The 20388-nt window shown below is 71.6% G+C and carries 18 protein-coding genes and 1 riboswitch; of the genes, 7 read left to right on the top strand and 11 right to left on the bottom strand.

The window, feature by feature from the left end; all coding sequences use genetic code 11:
• Positions 1–149: 149 nt before the first annotated feature.
• The 4 genes from CYQ11_RS22220 to CYQ11_RS22205 all read right to left on the bottom strand — a co-directional run bounded on the left by CYQ11_RS22220 (position 150) and on the right by CYQ11_RS22205 (position 4022).
• A complete protein-coding gene (locus tag CYQ11_RS22220; RefSeq protein ID WP_099201079.1) occupies positions 150–1148 on the bottom strand; it encodes an ABC transporter permease in 999 nt (332 codons plus the stop codon).
• A gap of 377 nt (positions 1149–1525) precedes the next feature.
• The gene (locus CYQ11_RS22215) at positions 1526–2317 is read right to left on the bottom strand and encodes an enhanced serine sensitivity protein SseB C-terminal domain-containing protein (RefSeq protein ID WP_099201080.1); all 792 of its coding nucleotides are present in this window, start codon (positions 2315–2317) and stop codon (positions 1526–1528) included.
• Positions 2318–2432: 115 nt separating this feature from the next.
• Positions 2433–3236, bottom strand: coding sequence for an enhanced serine sensitivity protein SseB (locus tag CYQ11_RS22210; protein WP_099201648.1), 804 nt, complete (start codon positions 3234–3236; stop codon positions 2433–2435).
• Positions 3237–3365: 129 nt separating this feature from the next.
• Positions 3366–4022 (bottom strand): AAA family ATPase, encoded by a 657-nt coding sequence (locus tag CYQ11_RS22205; RefSeq protein WP_240003561.1) that lies wholly within the window; start codon positions 4020–4022, stop codon positions 3366–3368.
• Positions 4023–4196: 174 nt separating this feature from the next.
• A riboswitch (glycine riboswitch) is annotated at positions 4197–4294 on the top strand.
• A gap of 160 nt (positions 4295–4454) precedes the next feature.
• On the opposite strand from CYQ11_RS22205, the gene gcvT reads away from it, so the two are divergent.
• From gcvT to CYQ11_RS22185, 4 genes are all read left to right on the top strand, one after another.
• Positions 4455–5573, top strand: a complete 1119-nt coding sequence (gene gcvT, locus CYQ11_RS22200; protein ID WP_099201082.1) for a glycine cleavage system aminomethyltransferase GcvT — start codon at positions 4455–4457, stop codon at positions 5571–5573.
• Positions 5574–5660: 87 nt separating this feature from the next.
• Positions 5661–6038 carry a glycine cleavage system protein GcvH gene (gcvH, locus tag CYQ11_RS22195; protein WP_099201083.1) on the top strand — a complete coding sequence of 126 codons (378 nt, stop codon included), beginning with the start codon at positions 5661–5663 and terminating at the stop codon, positions 6036–6038.
• A gap of 42 nt (positions 6039–6080) precedes the next feature.
• Positions 6081–7343 carry a serine hydroxymethyltransferase gene (gene glyA / locus CYQ11_RS22190; protein ID WP_099201084.1) on the top strand — a complete coding sequence of 421 codons (1263 nt, stop codon included), beginning with the start codon at positions 6081–6083 and terminating at the stop codon, positions 7341–7343.
• A 128-nt stretch (positions 7344–7471) separates the two neighbouring features.
• Positions 7472–8854, top strand: a complete 1383-nt coding sequence (locus tag CYQ11_RS22185) for an L-serine ammonia-lyase (protein ID WP_099201085.1) — start codon at positions 7472–7474, stop codon at positions 8852–8854.
• Between the two features lie 91 nt (positions 8855–8945).
• Here CYQ11_RS22185 and cutA read toward each other — a convergent pair whose 3' ends face one another.
• Entirely contained in the window at positions 8946–9272 is a 327-nt protein-coding gene (cutA, locus tag CYQ11_RS22180) for a divalent-cation tolerance protein CutA (protein WP_099197514.1), read from the bottom strand.
• A gap of 61 nt (positions 9273–9333) precedes the next feature.
• Between cutA and CYQ11_RS22175 the strand changes: the two genes are divergently transcribed.
• A complete protein-coding gene (locus CYQ11_RS22175) occupies positions 9334–9642 on the top strand; it encodes a hypothetical protein (protein ID WP_099197513.1) in 309 nt (102 codons plus the stop codon).
• 25 nt (positions 9643–9667) lie between these two features.
• On the opposite strand, the gene CYQ11_RS22170 is transcribed toward CYQ11_RS22175, so the two are convergent.
• From CYQ11_RS22170 to CYQ11_RS22145, 6 genes are all read right to left on the bottom strand, one after another.
• The gene (locus tag CYQ11_RS22170; RefSeq protein ID WP_275666287.1) at positions 9668–9895 is read right to left on the bottom strand and encodes an EF-hand domain-containing protein; all 228 of its coding nucleotides are present in this window, start codon (positions 9893–9895) and stop codon (positions 9668–9670) included.
• A 24-nt stretch (positions 9896–9919) separates the two neighbouring features.
• Positions 9920–10414, bottom strand: coding sequence for an N-acetylmuramoyl-L-alanine amidase (locus CYQ11_RS22165; protein WP_240003106.1), 495 nt, complete (start codon positions 10412–10414; stop codon positions 9920–9922).
• Positions 10415–10760: 346 nt separating this feature from the next.
• A complete protein-coding gene (locus CYQ11_RS22160) occupies positions 10761–11264 on the bottom strand; it encodes an ATP-binding protein (RefSeq protein WP_099197510.1) in 504 nt (167 codons plus the stop codon).
• A gap of 278 nt (positions 11265–11542) precedes the next feature.
• Complete coding sequence (locus tag CYQ11_RS22155) at positions 11543–12310, bottom strand: enoyl-CoA hydratase/isomerase family protein (RefSeq protein ID WP_099201086.1); 768 nt, start codon at positions 12308–12310, stop codon at positions 11543–11545.
• A gap of 99 nt (positions 12311–12409) precedes the next feature.
• A complete protein-coding gene (locus CYQ11_RS22150) occupies positions 12410–13660 on the bottom strand; it encodes a L,D-transpeptidase (RefSeq protein ID WP_181143748.1) in 1251 nt (416 codons plus the stop codon).
• 214 nt (positions 13661–13874) lie between these two features.
• A complete protein-coding gene (locus CYQ11_RS22145; RefSeq protein WP_398779790.1) occupies positions 13875–15086 on the bottom strand; it encodes a L,D-transpeptidase in 1212 nt (403 codons plus the stop codon).
• A gap of 183 nt (positions 15087–15269) precedes the next feature.
• Between CYQ11_RS22145 and glgX the strand changes: the two genes are divergently transcribed.
• Positions 15270–17612 carry a glycogen debranching protein GlgX gene (gene glgX / locus CYQ11_RS22140; protein WP_181143747.1) on the top strand — a complete coding sequence of 781 codons (2343 nt, stop codon included), beginning with the start codon at positions 15270–15272 and terminating at the stop codon, positions 17610–17612.
• Positions 17613–18016: 404 nt separating this feature from the next.
• Complete coding sequence (locus CYQ11_RS22135) at positions 18017–20293, top strand: M4 family metallopeptidase (RefSeq protein WP_099201089.1); 2277 nt, start codon at positions 18017–18019, stop codon at positions 20291–20293.
• The last annotated feature ends 95 nt before the right edge of the window (positions 20294–20388 follow it).

The following is a 20388-nucleotide window of genomic DNA, read 5'->3' as shown; positions in this document are numbered from 1 at the left end:
GCCGGCGGGCTTTCGGAACGGGCCTCCTGACGGATCGACAGGGGCGGGGTGAACAAAGTGCAGCAAAAGGTGCGTTCGACCGGTAGGAGCGTCCAGGGTGTGACGGATGCGATGTGGCGGATGGGGTCGGTGGGGGCGCGCCGGGAGCGTCAGCGGGCGCCCTTGGGGTCCAGCGCGTCCCGTACGCCGTCGCCGAAGAGGTTGAAGGCCAGCACGGTGACGAAGATGGCGAGACCTGGGATGATCATGAAGAGCGGGTCGTTCTCGTAGGTCGCCACGGCCTTGGAGAGCATCTGCCCCCAGGACGAGGTCGGCGGCTTCACGCCGGCGCCCAGGAAGCTCAGCGCCGCCTCGGTGAGCACGTTGGTCGGGATCATCAGCGTGGCGTAGACGGTGATCGGCGCGACCAGGTTCGGCAGCAGCTCCCGGAAGAGGATGTAGAACCGGCCCGCGCCCAGGCTGCGCGCCGCCTCCACGTACTCGCGCTCTCTGAGCGAGAGCGTCTGGCCCCGCACGATGCGCCCCACGTACGGCCAGCCGAAGAAGCCGATGACCGCGATCAGCACGGCCATGCGTACGCCCGAACCGCTGAGGCCCCACAGCGAGTTGGGCACCACCGAGATCAGCGCGAGGATGAACAGCAGCTGGGGGAAGGCGAGCAGCAGGTCCATCACCCGGCTGACGACCGCGTCGATCCAGCCGCCGAAGTAGCCGGCGACGATGCCGACCGCCGTGCCGATCACCACGGCGACGACGGCCGAGAGGAAGGCCACGAGCAGCGAGACCCGGGCCCCGTAGACGACGCGGCTGAAGACGTCACGCCCGTTGACCGGCTCGACTCCGAAGAGGAAGTCCGAGTTGATGCCGCCCCAGGAGCCCTTCGGGGTGCCGAAGAGGGCGTCGATCTGGTCCTCGTGGTAATCGTTCGGCGGATGACCCAGCAGTCCCACGATCACCGGTGCGAACACCGCGACCAGGACCAGCAGCAGGACGACGACCCCGCCGCCGAGGGCCACCTTGTCGCGCCTCAGCCGGACCCAGGCGATGCGCCAGGGGGAGCGGCCCTCGATGGCCTTCGCCGGGACGCCGGCGGCGACGTCGACCGCCGCGGTCTCGGCCGCGCCCGTATCGTGCAGTGGTGCCGTCATCGTCTGGTGGACCCCTCTCGGCCGGCGGGGACCGGCCCAACGCCCGCCGCCACGAGAAGGCGGCCGGTTCACATCACTGGTGCGCTTGGTGCGTGGAGTGGTGCGTCGTGCGTGGTGCGGGAAGTGCACACGGAGCGGGTGTTGCGGATTGTGCAGGCGGGGCATTCGTACACGTGGAGCAGGGATGTCGTACACGTGGAGCTGGCCGTACACAGGACCGAGAGTCCTTGTGGGCGGGAGTCTTCATCGCCTCCGCGATCACCCGCCAGACCCCACCGGCAATGTATGCGCAACCGTGATGTACGGAGAGGGATTCCGTTATACGGACAGTCGCGATCCGTGAACGGACCGGTGGCCGGTGGGAAGGTATGCCCGGCTCAGTACGCCCCGGCCTGCCAGCCCTGCTGGGGCGGATAGCCGTAGCCCCCGGTCGGCGCGGGCGCGGAGCCGCCGTAGGCGTCGCGGTCGAAGAACGGACGCGCGTTGGCCCGCATCCACATCGCCACGGGGTCGTACTCGTCGGCCATCGAGACCGTGGACACCGGCAGCCCCTCCGGCACCACACCGACCGACTGCTGCATCATCAGCCGCACGGCTTCCACGGCCGCCGGGGAGGTGTCGTACAGGTCGAGCCCGACCGCCAGGTAGGGGCTGCCCAGCGTGGGCTGCACCCAGGCCCGGCGCAACGACCGGACCACGGACGTGCGGTGGGCGTTCTGCCCGAGGAGGGCGTAGAACTGCGGAATGTCCACGGCCGGTTCGCTCAGGCGCAGCGGCCCGGCGGGCAGCCGGTCCAGGCCGGCGGTGATGCGGCGCAGGTCGAGCCAGGGGATGCCGACGCCGCCGCCGGGCGCGTGCGGGTTGAGCCACAGGCCCCAGCGGTCCGGGTAGAGCGAGGCGGCGACGGAACGACCGGAAACCACCTCGTGGGCGCGGTTCCAGCCGCTGGCGGCCAGCTCCTGGGCGGAGGTCACACAGGGGGCGTAGCCCAGCCCGTCGACCTCCATGTTCCCGTACTGGGCATCGGGGGAGCCCGCCTGACCGTGCCACAGCAGCATCCAGACCCGGCCCTCGGCCAGGGCGCGCAGCAGCGCCTCGTAGCTGTCGTACCGGCCGGGCGCCACTTGGCGCAGCACTTGCTCCAGGCCGCTCTCCGCGCCCGCGCTCACCTGGGTCCGCCTTTTCTCTCGGCCGTCTCGACGTCGTCCGCACCGGGGCGGGCCCGCTCACCCCGTACGGTCATCCAACCAGCTTACGAGCCCGCGGCGGCGGGCACCGGGGCAGTCACAGGTCACGGTCGTAGAACGGCCGCACCCGGTCGCGGATCCAGTCACCGACGGGGTCCTGCGCGACGTCGAGGAAGACCAGTTGGACGGGCCAGGGCACGGGCACCGCGCCCAGCGCCCGGCCGACGGCCTCCACGGCGGCGGTCCGGGCGGCCGGATCGGGCAGGTCCAGCTCCACGCCGACGAACAGCGCCGGATCGGCGCCCTCCACGCTGGCGAGCGCGCGGCGCCCGGTGCGGACGCCGGGCAGGGCCGCGAACTCCAGGCCGGCGGCGGCCAGGAAGGCGGTCGGCTCCTGCTGCCAGTCCGGCTCGAAGAGCCGCACCCGGCCGCCCGTCGCGTCCCCGTCCAGGGCCGTGCGGCCGGCGCGGCACAGCTCGGCCACAGCGGGCGGCGGCAGCGGCACGGCGACCGTTCCGTCCGGGTTGACCGCGATGCCCACCTGCGGGGGCAGGCCGCGGGCGAACTCGACGGCGGGGGCGACGGCGAAGGGCATCCGGTCGCCCACGACGCGCAGGAACTCCGCCTCGGAGCTGAACACCGGTACGTACGCGGCGCCGTCCAGCTCGACGGTGGGCAGGTCGAGGTCAGGGCTGTCGGGGCCGCCGCCGGCCGGCAGCGGGATCCACAGGCTGCTGCGGCCGAGGACCTCGACGATGCGGGCTCCGGCGCCGGGGACGCCCAGGGAGGCCGCGAGCACGCCTTCGAGTTCGTTGGCGGGCCACGTGGACGGAAGGGTGGGGGCCGCCACGTCCGTGGCCTGGGGTGCGCCGTAGTGCCCTGGGTGCTCGGGGATGCTCATCTCGTCCAACCGCCGTCTCGTCAAAGCCGCACCCGCACCTTAACGGCTGCGCACGCGCGTTGTCGGGGGTGGGCCCCGTCGGATCCCTCCCGCGGACCCGCCGCCCGGCGGCGGACCGGGGAGCCGGGCCTACCCGAAGGCGATCACCCGCACCGCCCGCGCCGAGGCGCGGTCGAGCAGGGCGGCCGAGCTGACCCCCGGCGGGACACGCCCGGCCGTCACCCGTCCGACGAGCGCGCCCATCGCCCGGCGGTGGCGCGCGAAGACCCGCGGCGGGACGGTCCGGCCGCGCGCCGCCTGCCCGGCGAGCGCCGTGCCCGCGTCCACCGCGAGGAGCAGGACGTGCACCGCGGCGCCCCGGCGCCGCGCGTCGCGCACGAGCCAGCGGCGGACCCAGCCGCGCTGCCCGCAGTCGTGGACGACGACGCTGGCGCCCGAGCGCAGCGCCCGGCGCAGGGCCGCGAAGTGGACGAGGCGGACCAGCGGGCGGTAGAGGCCGTACGGCAGCCACGGGGGCGTGCGGCGCTCGAAGCGGTCGCGGGAGTCCTGGGAGTCGACGCACACGATCGGGGTGCCCCGGCCGTCCAGGGCGGCCACCGCCCGGCGGATCAGCGTGGACTTGCCGCTGCCGGGCAGGCCCGAGACGACCAGCAGGTCGCCGAGGGCGTACCGCAGCTCCACCGGCGCCGCCCGCTCGCCCCGGAGGTCGATCACGCGCCCGGGTGCCGCGGGCCCGGCCGGGCCCCGCCATGGGTCCGCCGCCTGCCCCTCCACGTCTGTAGGCACCGTACCCACCTGATCGCCTCACTCCCCCGTCCGTCCACTGCCCCTTACCCACGAGACGTAAAGGAAAGGTAATCCAATTGATGGGGCGGTGGGCGGTCCGTCGCACGCCCGTACGTGCAATGATGTCCGCGCCAACGGCATTGGCACCGCACGACCAACTGCATACCGGCCGCTCGAATCCGCGCGGGAGAGTCCCGGCGCCGTCGTGCGCAGGGCGCCGAAGGAGCAAGTTCCTCCCTTGAATCTCTCAGGCCCCGTACCGCGCGGGTGAGGCAGATCTGAAAAGCGGACCGCCGTGCGGTCCCACCCAAGGTGCAAGCCGGGCCCTCGTCACCGTCGAGGACTCCCGGTGAACCTCTCAGGTTCCGATGACAGATGGGGAGGCCGCCTGTCCAGGTAGTCCTCCGCGACTCATTGCCCGGGAGCCTGACCATGACCGAAGCCCCCCGCCGTACCGCCCTCGACGCCACGCACCGCGCGCTGGGCGCCACCATGACCGACTTCGCGGGCTGGGACATGCCCCTGCGCTACGGCAGCGAGCGCGACGAACACCTCGCGGTGCGCACCCGCGCGGGCCTGTTCGACCTGTCCCACATGGGCGAGATCACCCTGACGGGCCCCGGGGCCGGCCGGGCGCTCGACCACGCCCTCGTGGGCGACCTGTCCGCGCTGGCCGTCGGCCGCGCCCGCTACACCATGATCTGCGAGGCCGGCGGCGGCATCCTGGACGACCTGATCGTCTACCGCCTCGGCGAGCAGGAGTACATGGTCGTGGCCAACGCCTCCAACGCCCAGGTGGTGCTGGACGCGCTCACCGAGCGCGCGGCGGGCTTCGACGCGGTGGTCCGGGACGACCGCGAGAACTACGCGCTGATCGCCGTGCAGGGCCCGGCCTCCCCCGGCATCCTGAAGTCCGTCACGGACGCCGACCTGGACGGCCTGAAGTACTACGCGGGCCTGCCGGGCACCGTCGCCGGCGTGTCCGCGCTGATCGCCCGCACCGGCTACACCGGCGAGGACGGCTTCGAGCTCTTTGTCGCGCCCTCGGACGCGGAGAAGCTGTGGCAGGCGCTGACCGAGGCGGGCGCCGACGCCGGTCTCGTCCCCTGCGGGCTCTCCTGCCGCGACACGCTGCGCCTGGAGGCGGGCATGCCGCTGTACGGGCACGAGCTGACCACGGCCACCACGCCGTTCGACGCGGGTCTGGGCCGGGTCGTGAAGTTCGACAAGGCGGGCGACTTCGTCGGCCGCGAGGCACTGACGGCCGCGGCCGAGCGGGCCGCGAGCGCCCCGCCGCGCAAGCTCGTCGGGCTGATCGCGGCCGGCCGCCGGGTGCCGCGCGCCGGCTACCCCGTGGTGACCGCCGACGGAACGGTCGTGGGCGAGGTCACCTCCGGCGCCCCCTCCCCCACACTCGGTAAGCCGATCGCGATCGCCTACGTCGACGCGGCGCACGCCACGGCGGGGACGGAAGGGGTATGCGTGGACATCCGCGGCACCCACGAGCCGTACGAGGTCGTCGCGCTGCCCTTCTACAAGCGGGAACGCTGATCCACCGACAGGATCACTGAGTCCCCCTCATCCCACCTGTCAAGACCCGTTGCACAAGCACCCTCGCGCGTACAGGAGAATCTAGCCATGAGCAACCCCCAGCAGCTGCGCTACACCAAGGAGCACGAGTGGCTGTCGGCCACCGACGAGAACGGTGTGGCGACGGTCGGCATCACCGAGTTCGCGGCGAACGCGCTCGGTGACGTCGTCTACGCCCAGCTCCCGGCCGTCGGTGACACGGTCACCGCGGGCGAGACCTGTGGCGAGCTGGAGTCCACCAAGTCGGTCAGCGACCTGTACGCCCCGGTGACCGGCGAGGTCGTCGAGGCCAACCAGGACGTCGTGGACGACCCGGCGCTGGTGAACACCGCCCCCTTCGAGGGCGGCTGGCTGTTCAAGGTGAAGATCACGGACGAGCCGGCGGAGCTGCTGACCGCCGACGAGTACACCGCCTTCGCCGGCTGACCCCGCCCGCTTCCCTCCCGTCAGGAAGTCCAGGAAGAACTCATGTCGCTTCTGAACAGCTCCCTCCATGAGCTCGACCCCGACGTCGCCGCCGCCGTCGACGCCGAACTCCACCGCCAGCAGTCCACCCTCGAGATGATCGCGTCGGAGAACTTCGCTCCGGTCGCCGTCATGGAGGCCCAGGGCTCGGTCCTCACCAACAAGTACGCCGAGGGCTACCCGGGCCGCCGCTACTACGGCGGCTGCGAGCACGTCGACGTCGTCGAGCAGATCGCGATCGACCGCATCAAGGCGCTCTTCGGCGCCGAGGCCGCGAACGTCCAGCCGCACTCCGGCGCGCAGGCCAACGCCGCCGCCATGTTCGCCCTGCTCAACCCGGGCGACACCATCCTGGGCCTGAACCTCGCGCACGGCGGGCACCTGACCCACGGCATGAAGATCAACTTCTCGGGCAAGCTCTACAACGTGGTCGCCTACCACGTCGACGAGCAGACCAACCGGGTGGACATGGAGGAGGTCGAGCGCCTCGCCAAGGAGCACCGCCCGAAGCTGATCGTGGCCGGCTGGTCCGCCTACCCGCGCCAGCTGGACTTCGCGGCCTTCCGCCGGATCGCCGACGAGGTCGGCGCGTACCTGATGGTCGACATGGCCCACTTCGCGGGCCTGGTCGCCGCCGGGCTGCACCCCTCCCCGGTGCCGCACGCGCACGTCGTCACCACCACCACGCACAAGACCCTGGGCGGTCCGCGCGGCGGTGTGATCCTCTCCACCGCCGACCTGGCCAAGAAGATCAACTCCGCCGTCTTCCCCGGTCAGCAGGGTGGCCCGCTGGAGCACGTGATCGCCGCCAAGGCCGTCAGCTTCAAGGTCGCGGCGAGCGAGGAGTTCAAGGAGCGCCAGCAGCGTACGCTGGAGGGCGCGAAGATCCTGGCCGAGCGCCTGGTGCAGCCGGACGTGGCCGAGGCGGGCGTCTCCGTCCTCTCCGGCGGCACGGACGTGCACCTGGTCCTCGTGGACCTGCGCAACTCCGAGCTGGACGGCCAGCAGGCCGAGGACCGCCTCCACGAGGTCGGGATCACGGTCAACCGCAACGCCATCCCCAACGACCCGCGGCCCCCGATGATCACCTCGGGTCTGCGGATCGGCACGCCGGCGCTGGCGACGCGGGGCTTCCAGACGGAGGACTTCCGCGAGGTCGCCGACATCATCGCCGAGGCCCTCAAGCCGGGCTTCGACGCCGAGGCGCTGCGCGGCCGCGTCACCGCCCTGGCGGCGAAGCACCCGCTGTACCCCGGTCTGAAGTAGCACCGCAGCACCGGATTCATCCCGCGGTACGGGGCGCCCTGCACACTGGAAGGTGAGCCGGGCGCCCCGTACCGCGTCAGAGCACCCCCCGTAAGACCCGTAATACCGACAAGTAGGGAGCAGCCACCGTGGCCATCTCCGTTTTCGATCTCTTCTCGATCGGCATAGGCCCGTCCAGCTCCCACACGGTCGGCCCGATGCGCGCCGCCCGCATGTTCGTGGGCCGGCTCAAGAACGAGGGCCTGCTGGCCCACACCGCCTCCGTGCGCGCCGAGCTCTTCGGCTCGCTGGGCGCCACCGGCCACGGCCACGGCACGCCGAAGGCCGTGCTGCTGGGCCTGGAGGGCCACTCGCCCCGCACCGTCGACGTCGAGGTCGCCGACGACGAGGTGGAGCGCATCCGCACCACCAAGCGGCTGCGGCTGCTCGGCGCCGAGATCGGCTCCGCCCACGAGATCGACTTCGACGACTCGACCCAGCTGATCCTGCACCGACGCCGTTCCCTGCCGTACCACGCCAACGGCATGACCCTCTTCGCCTACGACGAGGCCGGCGCCCCGCTCCTGGAGAAGACCTACTACTCGGTCGGCGGCGGCTTCGTCGTCGACGAGGACGCCGTCGGCGCGGACCGGATCGTCCTGGACGACACCGTTCTGAAGTACCCCTTCCGCACGGGCGACGAGCTGCTGCGCATGGCCCGCGAGTCCGGCCTGTCGATCTCCGCGATGATGATGGAGAACGAGAAGGCCTGGCGCACGGAGACGGAGATCCGCGAGGGCCTGCTGGAGATCTGGCGCGTCATGCAGGCGTGCGTCACGCGCGGCATGTCCCGCGAGGGCATCCTCCCCGGCGGCCTGAAGGTCCGCCGTCGCGCCGCGAACTCCGCCCGCCAGCTCCGCGCCGAGGGCGACGCGCAGGCCCGCGCGATGGAGTGGATCACGATCTACGCCATGGCCGTCAACGAGGAGAACGCGGCCGGCGGCCGGGTCGTCACCGCCCCCACCAACGGCGCCGCGGGCATCATCCCCGCCGTCCTGCACTACTACATGAACTTCGTCCCGGGCGCGGACGAGGAGGGCATCGTCCGCTTCCTCCTCGCCGCGGGCGCGATCGGCATGCTCTTCAAGGAGAACGCCTCGATCTCCGGCGCCGAGGTCGGCTGCCAGGGCGAGGTCGGCTCGGCCTGCTCGATGGCCTCCGGCGGCCTGGCCGAGGTGCTCGGCGGCACCCCGGAGCAGGTCGAGAACGCCGCCGAGATCGGCATGGAGCACAACCTGGGCCTGACCTGCGACCCGGTCGGCGGCCTGGTCCAGATCCCCTGCATCGAGCGCAACGGCATGGCGGCCGCCAAGGCCGTCACCGCGGCCCGCATGGCCCTGCGGGGCGACGGGCGGCACCACGTGTCCCTGGACAAGGTCATCAAGACCATGAAGGAGACGGGCGCCGACATGAAGGTCAAGTACAAGGAGACGGCGCGGGGCGGACTCGCGGTCAACGTCATCGAGTGCTGACCGGCGTCCCCCGCGGCGACGACGGCCTCTCCACCTCGCGGTGGGGAGGCCGTTCCGCGTCCGCCAGGGGGGCGCCGGCGCCCCGGTGGTGCTACTGCGCCGTCTCCTGGCGCAGCCACGCGAGGTAGGCGTCGCTGCCCGCCACCACCGGCAGGGCGATGATCTCGGGGACGTCGTAGGGGTGCTCGCGCGTGACGTGCGCTTCCAGGACGGCGTAGCACGCCGCGGTGGCCTTGAAGAGCACCCGCCACTCCGCCGCCGTCTCGATCCGGCCCTCCCAGCGGTAGACGCTGGTCACGGGCCCGTCGATCTGCGCGCACGCGGCGACGCGGCGCTCGACGGCGCTCTGCGCGAGGTGCCGTGCGGCGGCCTCGCTGTCCGTGGTGGTCATCACGGTCACGTACTCGGGCTCCGGCATGGGCCGACCGTATCCCAGGCCACCACCCGCGATGTCAGTGGTGCCGCGTACGCTCGCGAGCATGAGTTACGCAGACCTGCGCGAGCTGCAGAGCGCGCTCAGCACCGCCTCGGACATCGCCTTCTCGCTGGGCGCCGAGCCCGCGCCCCATGAGGCCGACCAGCTCGTGGACGCCCTGCGCCGGGCCCTGAGCGCGGCCAGCGCCCTGGGTGCCGGGGGCGGGGCCACGGGGTGTGCCGAGCACCCGAAGGGGCCGGTGGACCCGCTCTTCGGGGACAAGGCCGACCCGCTGCCGCCCGGGTGGGGGCGGTGCCTGTTGTGCAACGACCGGCGGCGGCGGGCCAGCGCCCAGCGGCGTGGCTGGCGCTGACCCGGACGCCGGCCGGTGACCGGGGTCAGCGGTTCATGGAAGCCCAGAACTCCTCGAAGGAGAGCACGCCGTCGCCGTTGCCGTCCTTCTTGTTGATGATGGCCTGGGCCACGGTCTCGGTGACCTGGTGGTCGCCGAGCTGAGCCATCACGCTCTTGTACTCGGCCGCCGTGATGAACCCGTCGCCGTCGATGTCGAAACGGTCGAAAGCGGTACGGGCTTCTTCGATGCTCGCCATGTTCTGCCTCCCCAGGAGTGCTTGGTGGACCGGCACAGATTAGCCGCCGGTCACCAGCCTGATGTAACGGTCCCAGTCCCAGTGCGGACCGGGGTCGGTGTGGGTGGCTCCCGGCACCTCGTTGTGGCCGATGATGTGGGCGCGGGTCGGGGGGATGCCGTAGCGGTCGCAGACCGCGCGGGCGAGCCTCGCGGAGGAGCGGTAGAGGGCGTCGGTGAAGTACTCGGGGCGGTCGGTCCAGCCCTCGTGCTCGATGCCGACGCTCCGGGTGTTGTAGTCCCAGTTCCCCGCGTGCCAGGCGATGTCCTTCTCGCGCACGAACTGACCGATGTAGCCGTCCTTCGACGCGACCATGTAGTGCGCCGAGACCTTCGAGGTGGGGTCCTGGAAGATCCGCCGGGCGTCCTGGAACGTCTCCTCGGTCACGTGGATCACGAGGAAGCCGACCGGATGGGCCTCCGGCCGCGCCGAGGGCGTGTAGTTGGCGCTGTTCGCCGGTATCCAGTGTGTGGGCGGGTAGGCGGGCTGACTCATGGGCGGCCTCCGGGTCGGGCTTGCCCGGTCCATGAGACCGGTGCAGGGCACACTCCGCAAGGACCGCGACAGCTCCGCATAGAAATAAGACGTACGCCGAGTTAATTCATGGAATGCAAGGCGAGTGTCGCAGGTCACCTTTGATTGCAGCATTCTCACTTTGGTTTTCGGCCATCCCCCATGCCATAGTCATGGCCAGCGACCCCCATTGACCCGGGCCAGGTTGCGACTCCCGCCGCGGAACACACCCCATTTCTCCGCGGCGCACACGAAGAGGCCCCCTCGCCGGTACGGCGGACGGGGGCCTCTTCGTCTTCGTCGCCGTCGCGTCCGACGGGGGCCCGCGTCAGCGGTCCACGACGCGCATCTCGAACCACGTGGTCTTGCCCCGCGCCAGCAGGTCCACACCCCAGCGGTCCGCCAGCTTGTCGACCAGGAAGAGCCCCCGCCCGCTGGTGTCCAGCTCGCGCACCGGCAGCAGACAGGGCAGCCCCCGCGAGGGGTCGCGCACCTCTATGCGCAGCCAGCCCCGCCGCCGCAGCATCCGCAGGCCGAAGCAGCGGGCGCCCGTGTGCCGGACGGCGTTGCCCACCAGCTCGGAGACCAGCAGCACGGCGTGCTCCGTGACTTGGGTCGACAGGCCCCAGTGGCGCAGGACGACCGACTGGGTGAGCCGGCGGGCGGCGACGGCGGACTCGGGGCGGGAGGGCAGCCGGACCTCCCCTTGTGTGGGGTCGCCGAACAGATCGAGCGCCTTGAGCGCCAACTCATCCTCAACGGACGGGCTCCACCGCACAGGGGCCGTGCCGACCCGTTGCCGCGGCTGCTCCGTCCCCTCCAGGCCCGCCATGTCCCCCATCATGGCCGTCGCAAAGGCGCCACGGAGTGGAACGACGGGATTCGATTCAGCGGAGCGTGACGTTCCGGTGTGGCCGCATGACATATGCCAGTGGCCCCGGACGCCCTGGCGGAGGCCGACTGACCTGCGGCTACCTCATGCGAAGAAAAGATCACCAACGCCGAGGAACAAGGTCGGTCAGAGGGTGTCACACCGCTGACAGAATTCCCCCACAAGAGGCAACGCCCGGAGGGCTTCCCTCCGGGCTGAACCCCTCAACCTCCGGCAGTTCAGACGAACTTGGCCTTGCCCGGACCGTCCTCGACAAAGCTGCGCATACCGATCTCCCGGTCCTGGGTGGCGAACAGCCCCGCGAACCAGTTGCGCTCGATGGCCAGCCCGGTGTCGATGTCGGTCTCCAGGCCGGTGTCCACGGCCTCCTTCGCCGCCCGCAGCGCGATGGCCGGGCCGGCGGCGAGCCGGGCGGCCCAGGCGTGCGCCCGCTCGTAGACCTCCGCGGCCGGCACGACCCGGTCCACGAGGCCGATGGCCAGCGCCTCGTCCGCCTTGACCTGACGGCCGGTGAAGATGAGGTCCTTGGCCTTGGACGGGCCGACGAGCCGCGCGAGGCGCTGGGTGCCGCCCGCGCCCGGGATGAGGCCCAGGAGGATCTCGGGCTGGCCGAGCTTGGCGGTGTCGGCGGCGATGCGGAAGTCGGCGCAGAGCGCCAGCTCGCAGCCGCCGCCGAGGGCGTAGCCGGTGACGGCGGCGACCACGGGCTTGGGGATGCGGGCCACGGCCGTGAAGGAGTCCTGCAGGCCCCGGGACCGCGCCACCATGGCGGCGTGGTCCATGTGCTGCATCTCCTTGATGTCCGCGCCGGCGGCGAACACCTTCTCCCCGCCCCAGATGACCACGGACCGGATGTCCGCGCGGTGGGTGATCTCGTCGGCCAGCTCGCGGAGCCGGTCCTGGGTGGCGATGTCCAGGGCGTTCATGGGGGGACGGTCCAGCCGGACGGTTCCGACGCCCTCGGCGACCTCAAGATGCACAGTCATGACAGCAGGTTAGCGTTCGCTAACGCACCGCGGCCCGGTGCACTTGGTCACAGTGCGCCGGGCCGCGGGGTGTTCGTCACGCGGGGTGCCGCGGGAGCGTCAGCTGTCCTTGCCGCCGCTGTCCTTGGTCCACTCCGCCCAGGAGAGGTTCCAGCCGTTGAGGCCGTTGTCCGGCTTAATCGTTTTGTCATCGGAGTTCTTCACGATGACGACGTCGCCGACGAGCGAGTTGTCGTAGAACCAGGCGGCCGGGGTGGACGGGTCGCCGCCGCCCCGCTGGTCGTACAGGCCGACGCAGCCGTGGCTGACGTTCTCGGAGCCGAAGGTGGACTCGCCCGACCAGTAGTTGCCGTGCAGGAAGGTGCCCGAGGTGGACAGGCGCATCGCGTGCGGCACGTCCGAGATGTCGTACTCGCCGCCGAAGCCGACCGTGCGGCCGTCCATGCGCGTGACTTCGTACTTCTCGCTGATGACCATCTGACCGTTGTAGGTCGAGTGGCCGGGGGCGCCGGCGGAGATCGGGACGGTCTTGAGGACCTTGCCGTCCCGCTCGACGGTCATCGTGTGGGAGGCGGCGTCGACCGTGCTCACCTGGCTGCGGCCGACGGTGAACTTCACGGTCTTCGTCTGGGTGCCGTAGACGCCCTCACGGCCCTGGACGCCGTTGAGGTTCATCGCCATCGTCACCTTGGTGCCGGGCGCCCAGTACTTCTCGGGCCGGAAGTCCAGGCGGTCGTTGCCGAACCAGTGGGGCTTGACGTCCACGGCGGGCTCGGCGGTCACCTTGATGGCCCGCTCGACGGCCTTGGGGTCGGTGATACCGCGGCTGAAATTGATCGAAACGGGCATCCCCACGCCGACGGTGCTGCCGTCCTCCGGCGTGAAGTAGCCGACGAAGGTGTTCGTCGGGGTGAGGGTCGTGAACGCCGCGTGCTTGGCGGAGGTGCGGCCCTCCTCGTCCTTGGCGATCGCGTCCACCGAGTACTTGGTGGAGGCGCCGAGGTGGCTCGCGGGCTCCCAGGCGGCACCGTCGTTGACGATCTTGCCTTCGACCGCATGGCCCTTGTCGTCGACGACCTTGACGGACGTGAGGCTGCCCTTCTGGGCCGTGATCTTGAGAGCGCCGCTGGTGGCGACGTCGGTGGCACCGTCCTTGGGGGCGATGTCCACGACGGCCTGCGAGGGGCCGTCGGCGACCTTGCCGCTGCCCTTGGCGCCGCCCTTGCCGCCGCCGTCGTCACCGCCGCACGCGCTCACCAGGGTCAGCACCGACCCGAGGAGGAGGGCCGGAAGCACCCTGTGGCGCCGCCGCCTCGGACTCCCGGATATGGATATCGGCTGCACGTTCACAACGGTTTGACTCCCCTCGCACGGCCCGCGGCCACGCGGCGCCCCCTGAGCGCGGCAGACGCGCTTGTCGTTAGAAAACCACACGCCACCGGCGGCGCCGGCTCCTGGATGTCACCGTTCGGTTCCAATGGGGAACGGTGGTGCGAACCATGCGCCTGAGGTGAAGGCGGTGACCGAAGTGAAGCGGCAGATTTCAGCCAGGTCAAACTGGCGTTCAATCAAGCGCCGAACCGGCCCGCCAGTCCCGCCACGACATGTTCCAGCCGCTCAGCCCGTTGTCCGGCGCGACCTGCCGGTCTCCGGAGTGGACGACCTCCACGACGTCGCCGACGAGCGAGCCGGAGAAGAACCAGCCGGCCGGGCTCGAGAGGCTGCCGCCCTGGGTGTCGCGCAGGCCGATGCAGCCGTGACTGGTGTTCGTCGCGCCGAAGGCGTCGGCCGGCGCCCAGTAGTTGCCGTGCAGGAACGTCCCGGTGGCGGTCAGTCGCATCGCATGCGGCACGTCCGAGATGTCGTACTCGCCGCCGAAGCCGACTGTGTCACCGTTCATCCGGGTCATATCGAACTTCTCGCTGATGACCATCTTGCCGTTGTACGTCTCGTTGCCCGGCCCGCCGGCCGTGACCGGCAGCGTCACCGGCGCCTTGCCGTCCCGCACGACCCGCATGGTGTGCGTGGCGGCGTCGACGGTGCTGAACTGGCGGCGGCCCACCACGAACCGCACGGTCTTCTGCTGGAGGCCGTAGACGCCCTCGGCGCCCCGGACGTCCCGCAGCTTCAGGTCGAGCGTGACGACGGTGCCCGGCTTCCAGTACGTGCGCGGCCGGAAGTCCAGGCGCGCGGGGCCGAACCAGTGGGCGGCGACCTCGGTGGGCGGCTGGGCGGTGACCCGGATGGCGCGCTCGACGGCGGCACGGTCGGTGATCGGGCGGCTGAAGCCGAAAGAAACGATCATGCCCGTGCCGACGACGCTCTGCGGCTCGGGGGTGAAGTATCCGATGAAACGATGCTGCGGGACATACGTGGTGAAACCGCTGTGCCGGGCCGTGCGCCGGCCCGAGGAGTCCACGGCGACGACGTCCACCGCGTAGCGGGCCCCGAGCCTCAGGTGCCCCCGGTCGGCGGGAAGCCAGCGGTGCCGGTCGGCGGAGATGCGTCCCGGGACCGTCAGCTGGATACCATCGCGGAAGGCGGAGACCCGCACCCGCTCCAGCCGGCCCCGCGGGGCCCGCACCTCGAACCGCTCGGCCGCCGAGACGTTCCGGGCGCCGTCGTGCGGAACCACGTGGACCAGCTGGGCCGGCGGGCGGGCGTCGTCCGTCAGGGCGGTCTTCGGCGGGCCGACGGTGGCACACCCGGCGAGCATGGCCAGGGACGCCAGCAGGGCCAGTCCCCGTGCCGCGCGTTGGAGGGCAGGTGTCGTCACACCGGGCCCAACGACGCGCGCGGCTCGGGGAAACGTGACTGCACTCGCTTGCTGCACCCGATCACACGTGTGAGCGCATGCGTGGATCTGGGAAGAAAGGGAGGAAGGACGAAATCGCCAGACACCCGGTCCCGGGAAGCCGGGTGCCCGGCGCGCTACCCGAGAGCCGCCGGAGGCGAAGACGTGTCGAGCACAGCCGACCAAGGGTCCGAGCAGGGTGCCCAGTTCACGACCGGCCCGGCGCCGCGGCCGCCGTCCCCGGCGGCCGGCGCCGGCGCCCTGACGTCCGGTGTCAACGGCACGTCCCGGACCACCGGGCCGCCGGGGCCCGTGGCGGGCGTGTGGCCCGGCAGCCCCGACCCGCTCGGGGCGCGGTTCCGCCCGCGGGGCCCGGAGGGGGTGGAGGGGACGAACTTCGCCCTGTGGGCGGGCGGCGCGGAGGCCGTGGAGCTGTGCCTCTTCGACGAGCACGGCGGCGAAAGCCGTCACCTGCTGACCGAGTTGACGCACGAGACATGGCACGGCTTCGTCCCCGGCGTGCTGCCCGGCCGCCGCTACGGCTACCGCGTCCACGGCCGCTGGGACCCCTGGACGGGCGCCCGCTGGAACCCCGCCAAACTCCTGCTGGACCCCTACGCCCGGGCGGTCGACGGGGACTTCACGGGCCCCGGGGGCGGCGGCGCGCTGCCGGCCCCGGTGTACGGACACGTGCGCGACTGGCCGCAGCAACACGTCGCCGACACGGTGCGCGACGAGCGGGACTCGGCTCCCCACGTGCCCAAGGGCGTGGTGGTCGCCGACGACGACGACTGGTCGGACGACCGCCGCCCGGCCACGCCCTGGCCCGACTCGGTCATCTACGAGCTGCACGTGCGCGGCTTCACCATGCGCCACCCCGGCGTACCCGCCCCCCTGCGCGGCACCTACGCCGGGCTCGGCCACCCCGCCGCCGTCGAACACCTGGTCCGGCTGGGGGTGAGCGCCGTGGAGCTGCTGCCGGTGCATCAGTTCGCCCACGAGGACCACCTGCTGCGCCGCGGCCTGCGCAACTACTGGGGCTACAACTCCATCGGCTACTTCGCCCCGCACGCCACCTACGCCTCCGGCGGGACGCGCGGCGAGCAGGTCGGGGAGTTCAAGCGGATGGTGCGGGCCCTGCACGCGGCCGGCATCGAGGTCATCCTCGACGTGGTCTACAACCACACCGCCGAGAGCGGCGAGCTGGGTCCGACCCTCTCCCTGCGCGGCATCGACAACCGCCGCTACTACCGCCTCCAGGCCGACCCCCGCCGCTACGCCGACTACACCGGATGCGGCAACACCCTGCACGTCGTCCAGCCGAACGTCCTCCGGCTGATAACCGACTCGCTGCGCTACTGGGTGACGGAGATGGGTGTCGACGGCTTCCGCTTCGACCTGGCGGCCGCGCTGGCGCGCTCCATGCACGACGTCGACATGCTCTCCCCCTTCCTCGCCGTCATCGCCCAGGACCCGGTGCTGCGGCAGGTGAAGCTGATAGCCGAGCCCTGGGACGTGGGCTCGGGCGGCTACCAGGTCGGCGCCTTCCCTCCCCTGTGGACGGAGTGGAACGACCGCTACCGCGACGCCGTGCGCGACTTCTGGCGCGGCGCGCTGCCGGACGTACGGGACCTCGGCTACCGCCTGTCGGGCTCCAGCGATCTCTACGCCTGGGGCGGCCGCCGCCCCTACGCCTCCGTCAACTTCGTCACCGCGCACGACGGCTTCACCCTCCGCGACCTGGTGAGCTACGAGCGCAAGCACAACGAGGCCAACGGCGAGGGCAACCGCGACGGCACCGGCGACAACCGCTCGTGGAACTGCGGCGTCGAGGGCGAGACCCCCGACCCGCGGGTGACGGCGCTGCGCCGGCGGCAGATCCGCAACCTGCTGACCACGCTGCTGCTGTCGACGGGCGTGCCCATGCTGGTGGCGGGCGACGAGATGGGCCGCACCCAGGGTGGCAACAACAACGCCTACTGCCAGGACAACGAGACCGGCTGGGTCGACTGGTCCCTCCTGGAGGACCCCGGCTGGCGGGCGCTGGCCGACCTGTGCGCGCGGCTGCTCGCCCTGCGCCGCGCCCACCCCGTGCTGCGCAGCCGCTCGTTCTTCTCCGGCCGGCCGCGCGGCGCGGACGGCCTGCGGGACCTGGCCTGGTTCACGCCGGGCGGCACGGAGATGACCGAGGCCGACTGGTACGCGCCCACCACGGCCCTGGGCATGTACCTCTCCGGCCGGGACATCCCCCAGCGCGGGCCGCAGGGCGCGCCGGTGACCGACGACAGCTTCCTCGCCGTCCTGCACGCGGGCCCGCGGCCCCTGCGCTTCACCCTGCCGGGTCCGCCGTGGGCCCGGTCCTACGACCTCCTCGTGAACACCGCGCTGGAGGAACAGCACGTCGCGCCGAGGCTGCGCCGGGAGGCGGGCAGCCGGATCTCGGTGCGGGCGCGGTCGGTCCTGCTGTGGCGGGTGGTGCGGTACGACGAGGAGCCGGGCCCGGTCTGACGCCGCACCCGGGCGCCGGCGCCGGATTGGCCGAGGGCCGTGCGGTGGCGCGCGCCACGGGGTCGAACCGGCCACGGCGGGGGGCACGTTGGCTGACCTGCGGGGGGCCGGGCGCGGCGGCCCGGACCGCGCGCCCGTTATACGGACAGCGATCTTTGGGCAACGGACAGTTTCCGGCCAACTTGTTGACGCGCCCCTGACACCTGCTGGGCGGCGGTGGCACTCTTCACCTCAACTGGCGCGCGGGGCACCCCCACATCCCCACCTCCCCGCGGAGCTCCACCGAGGTATCCCCCCTTTCTCCACTGTGTTCTGCCGCGTTCCGCCCGGACGGCCCACCTCGGCCCGTCCGGTCGCCCATCGGCCGCGCCCACCTGATCGCGGCCACCGCAGAAGGAGTCAGCGTGAGACCCACCCCCCATCACCGCGCCGTCGCCGGCGGCGCGCTCGTCGCCGTCACCGCCCTGATAGCCGTCGGAATGCAGTCCGGCGCGGCCTCCGCCCGCACGGACGACGCGAAGGCGGCCCCCGGCACGCTCGTCGCCAAGGCCGACCCCGGCGCGATGCCCGCCAAGCTCTCCCCGTCCCAGCGCGCGGAGCTGATCCGCGAGGCCAACGCCACCAAGGCGGAGACCGCGAAGACCCTCGGCCTCGGCACGAGCGAGCAGCTCGTCGTCAAGGACGTCGTCAAGGACGTCAACGGCACCGTGCACACCCGCTACGAGCGCACCTACGAGGGCCTGCCGGTGCTCGGCGGCGACCTCGTGGTCGACGCCACCAAGGGCGGCCAGGTCAAGACGGTGGCCAAGGCGAACAAGGCCCGGCTGGCCGTCGCCACGAGCGCCCCGTCCTTCGCCGCGGCCACCGCCGAGCGGGACGCGGTCAAGGCCGCTCAGGCCAAGGGCTCCCAGGCCACCAAGGCCGAGCGGGCACCCCGCAAGGTCGTCTGGGCCGCCCAGGGCACGCCGGTCCTGGCCTACGAGACCGTGGTCGGCGGCCTCCAGGAGGACGGCACCCCGAACGAGCTGCACGTCATCACGGACGCGAAGACCGGTCAGAAGCTCTTCGAGTTCCAGGGCGTCAAGCAGGGCACCGGCAACAGCCAGTACTCCGGCACGGTCACGATCGGTACGACCCCGTCGTACACGATGACCGACGGGACGCGCGGCGGCCACAAGACGTACAACCTCAACCACGGCTCCTCCGGGACCGGCACGCTCTTCACCGACTCCGACGACGTCTGGGGCAACGGGACCAACAGCGACCCGGCCACGGCCGGCGTGGACGCCCACTACGGTGCCCAGCTGACCTGGGACTACTACAAGAACGTGCACGGGCGCACGGGCATCAAGGGCGACGGCAAGGGCGCCTACAGCCGGGTCCACTACGGCAACAGCTACGTCAACGCCTTCTGGTCCGACGACTGCTTCTGCATGACCTACGGCGACGGATCGAACAACGCCAAGCCGCTGACGTCCATCGACGTGGCCGCGCACGAGATGACGCACGGCGTCACCTCGGCCACCGCGAACCTCACCTACAGCGGCGAGTCCGGCGGCCTGAACGAGGCGACGTCCGACATCTTCGCGGCCGCGGTGGAGTTCTGGGCCAACAACCCCACCGACCTGGGCGACTACCTGGTGGGCGAGAAGATCGACATCAACGGCAACGGCACCCCGCTGCGCTACATGGACAAGCCGAGCAAGGACGGCCGGTCCAAGGACGCCTGGTACTCCGGCCTCGGCGGCATCGACGTGCACTACTCCTCGGGCCCGGCGAACCACTGGTTCTACCTGGCCTCCGAGGGCAGCGGACAGAAGGAGATCAACGGGGTCAAGTACGACTCCCCGACCTCCGACGGGCTCCCGGTCACCGGCATCGGCCGGGACAACGCCGCGAAGGTCTGGTTCAAGGCCCTGTCCCAGCGCATGCAGTCCAACACCAACTACGCGGGCGCCCGTGACGCGACGCTGTGGGCCGCCGGCGAGCTGTTCGGCGTGGGCAGCGAGACGTACAACAACGTGGCCAACGCGTGGGCGGGCATCGGCGTCGGCAGCCGTGCCTCCACCGGCGTCTCGGTCACCAGCCCCGGCGACCAGACCTCGATCGTGAACACCGCGGTCTCGCTCCAGATCAAGGCGAGCAGCTCCACCACCGGCTCCCTGACGTACTCGGCCACCGGCCTGCCCGCGGGCCTGTCGATCAACTCCTCGACCGGCCTGATCTCCGGCACCCCGACCGCCACCGGCACCAGCACCGTGACCGTGACGGTCAAGGACTCCTCGGGCAAGACCGGCACCGCCACCTTCAAGTGGACCGTGAACACCACGGGCGGCGGCAGCGTCTTCGAGAACACCACCCCCGTGGCGATCCCGGACGCCGGCGCGGCCGTCACCTCGCCCGTCGTCGTGACCCGCAGCGGAAACGGTTCCTCGGCCCTCAAGGTGGACGTGAACATCACCCACACCTACCGCGGTGACCTCCAGATCGACCTCGTCGCCCCGAGCGGCAAGACGTGGCGGCTGAAGGACTCCGACTCCTGGGACTCCGCCGAGGACGTCAAGGAGTCGTACACGGTCGACGCCTCCGCCGAGTCCGCGACCGGCACCTGGAAGCTCAAGGTCCAGGACCTCTACTCCGCCGACAGCGGCACGATCAACAGCTGGAAGCTCTCCTTCTGAGCCGCTCCCGTGAGCCGGTCTCCGGCTGACGACCCGTGGACCGGGCGCCGTCCGGGGTGAGTCCTCCTCCCCCGGACGGCGCCCTTCACGTGCGC

Origin of the sequence: Streptomyces cinnamoneus (assembly GCF_002939475.1) — a bacterium.
GTDB lineage: Bacteria > Actinomycetota > Actinomycetes > Streptomycetales > Streptomycetaceae > Streptomyces > Streptomyces cinnamoneus_A.
This window is presented reverse-complemented; position numbering and strand designations above follow the sequence as displayed.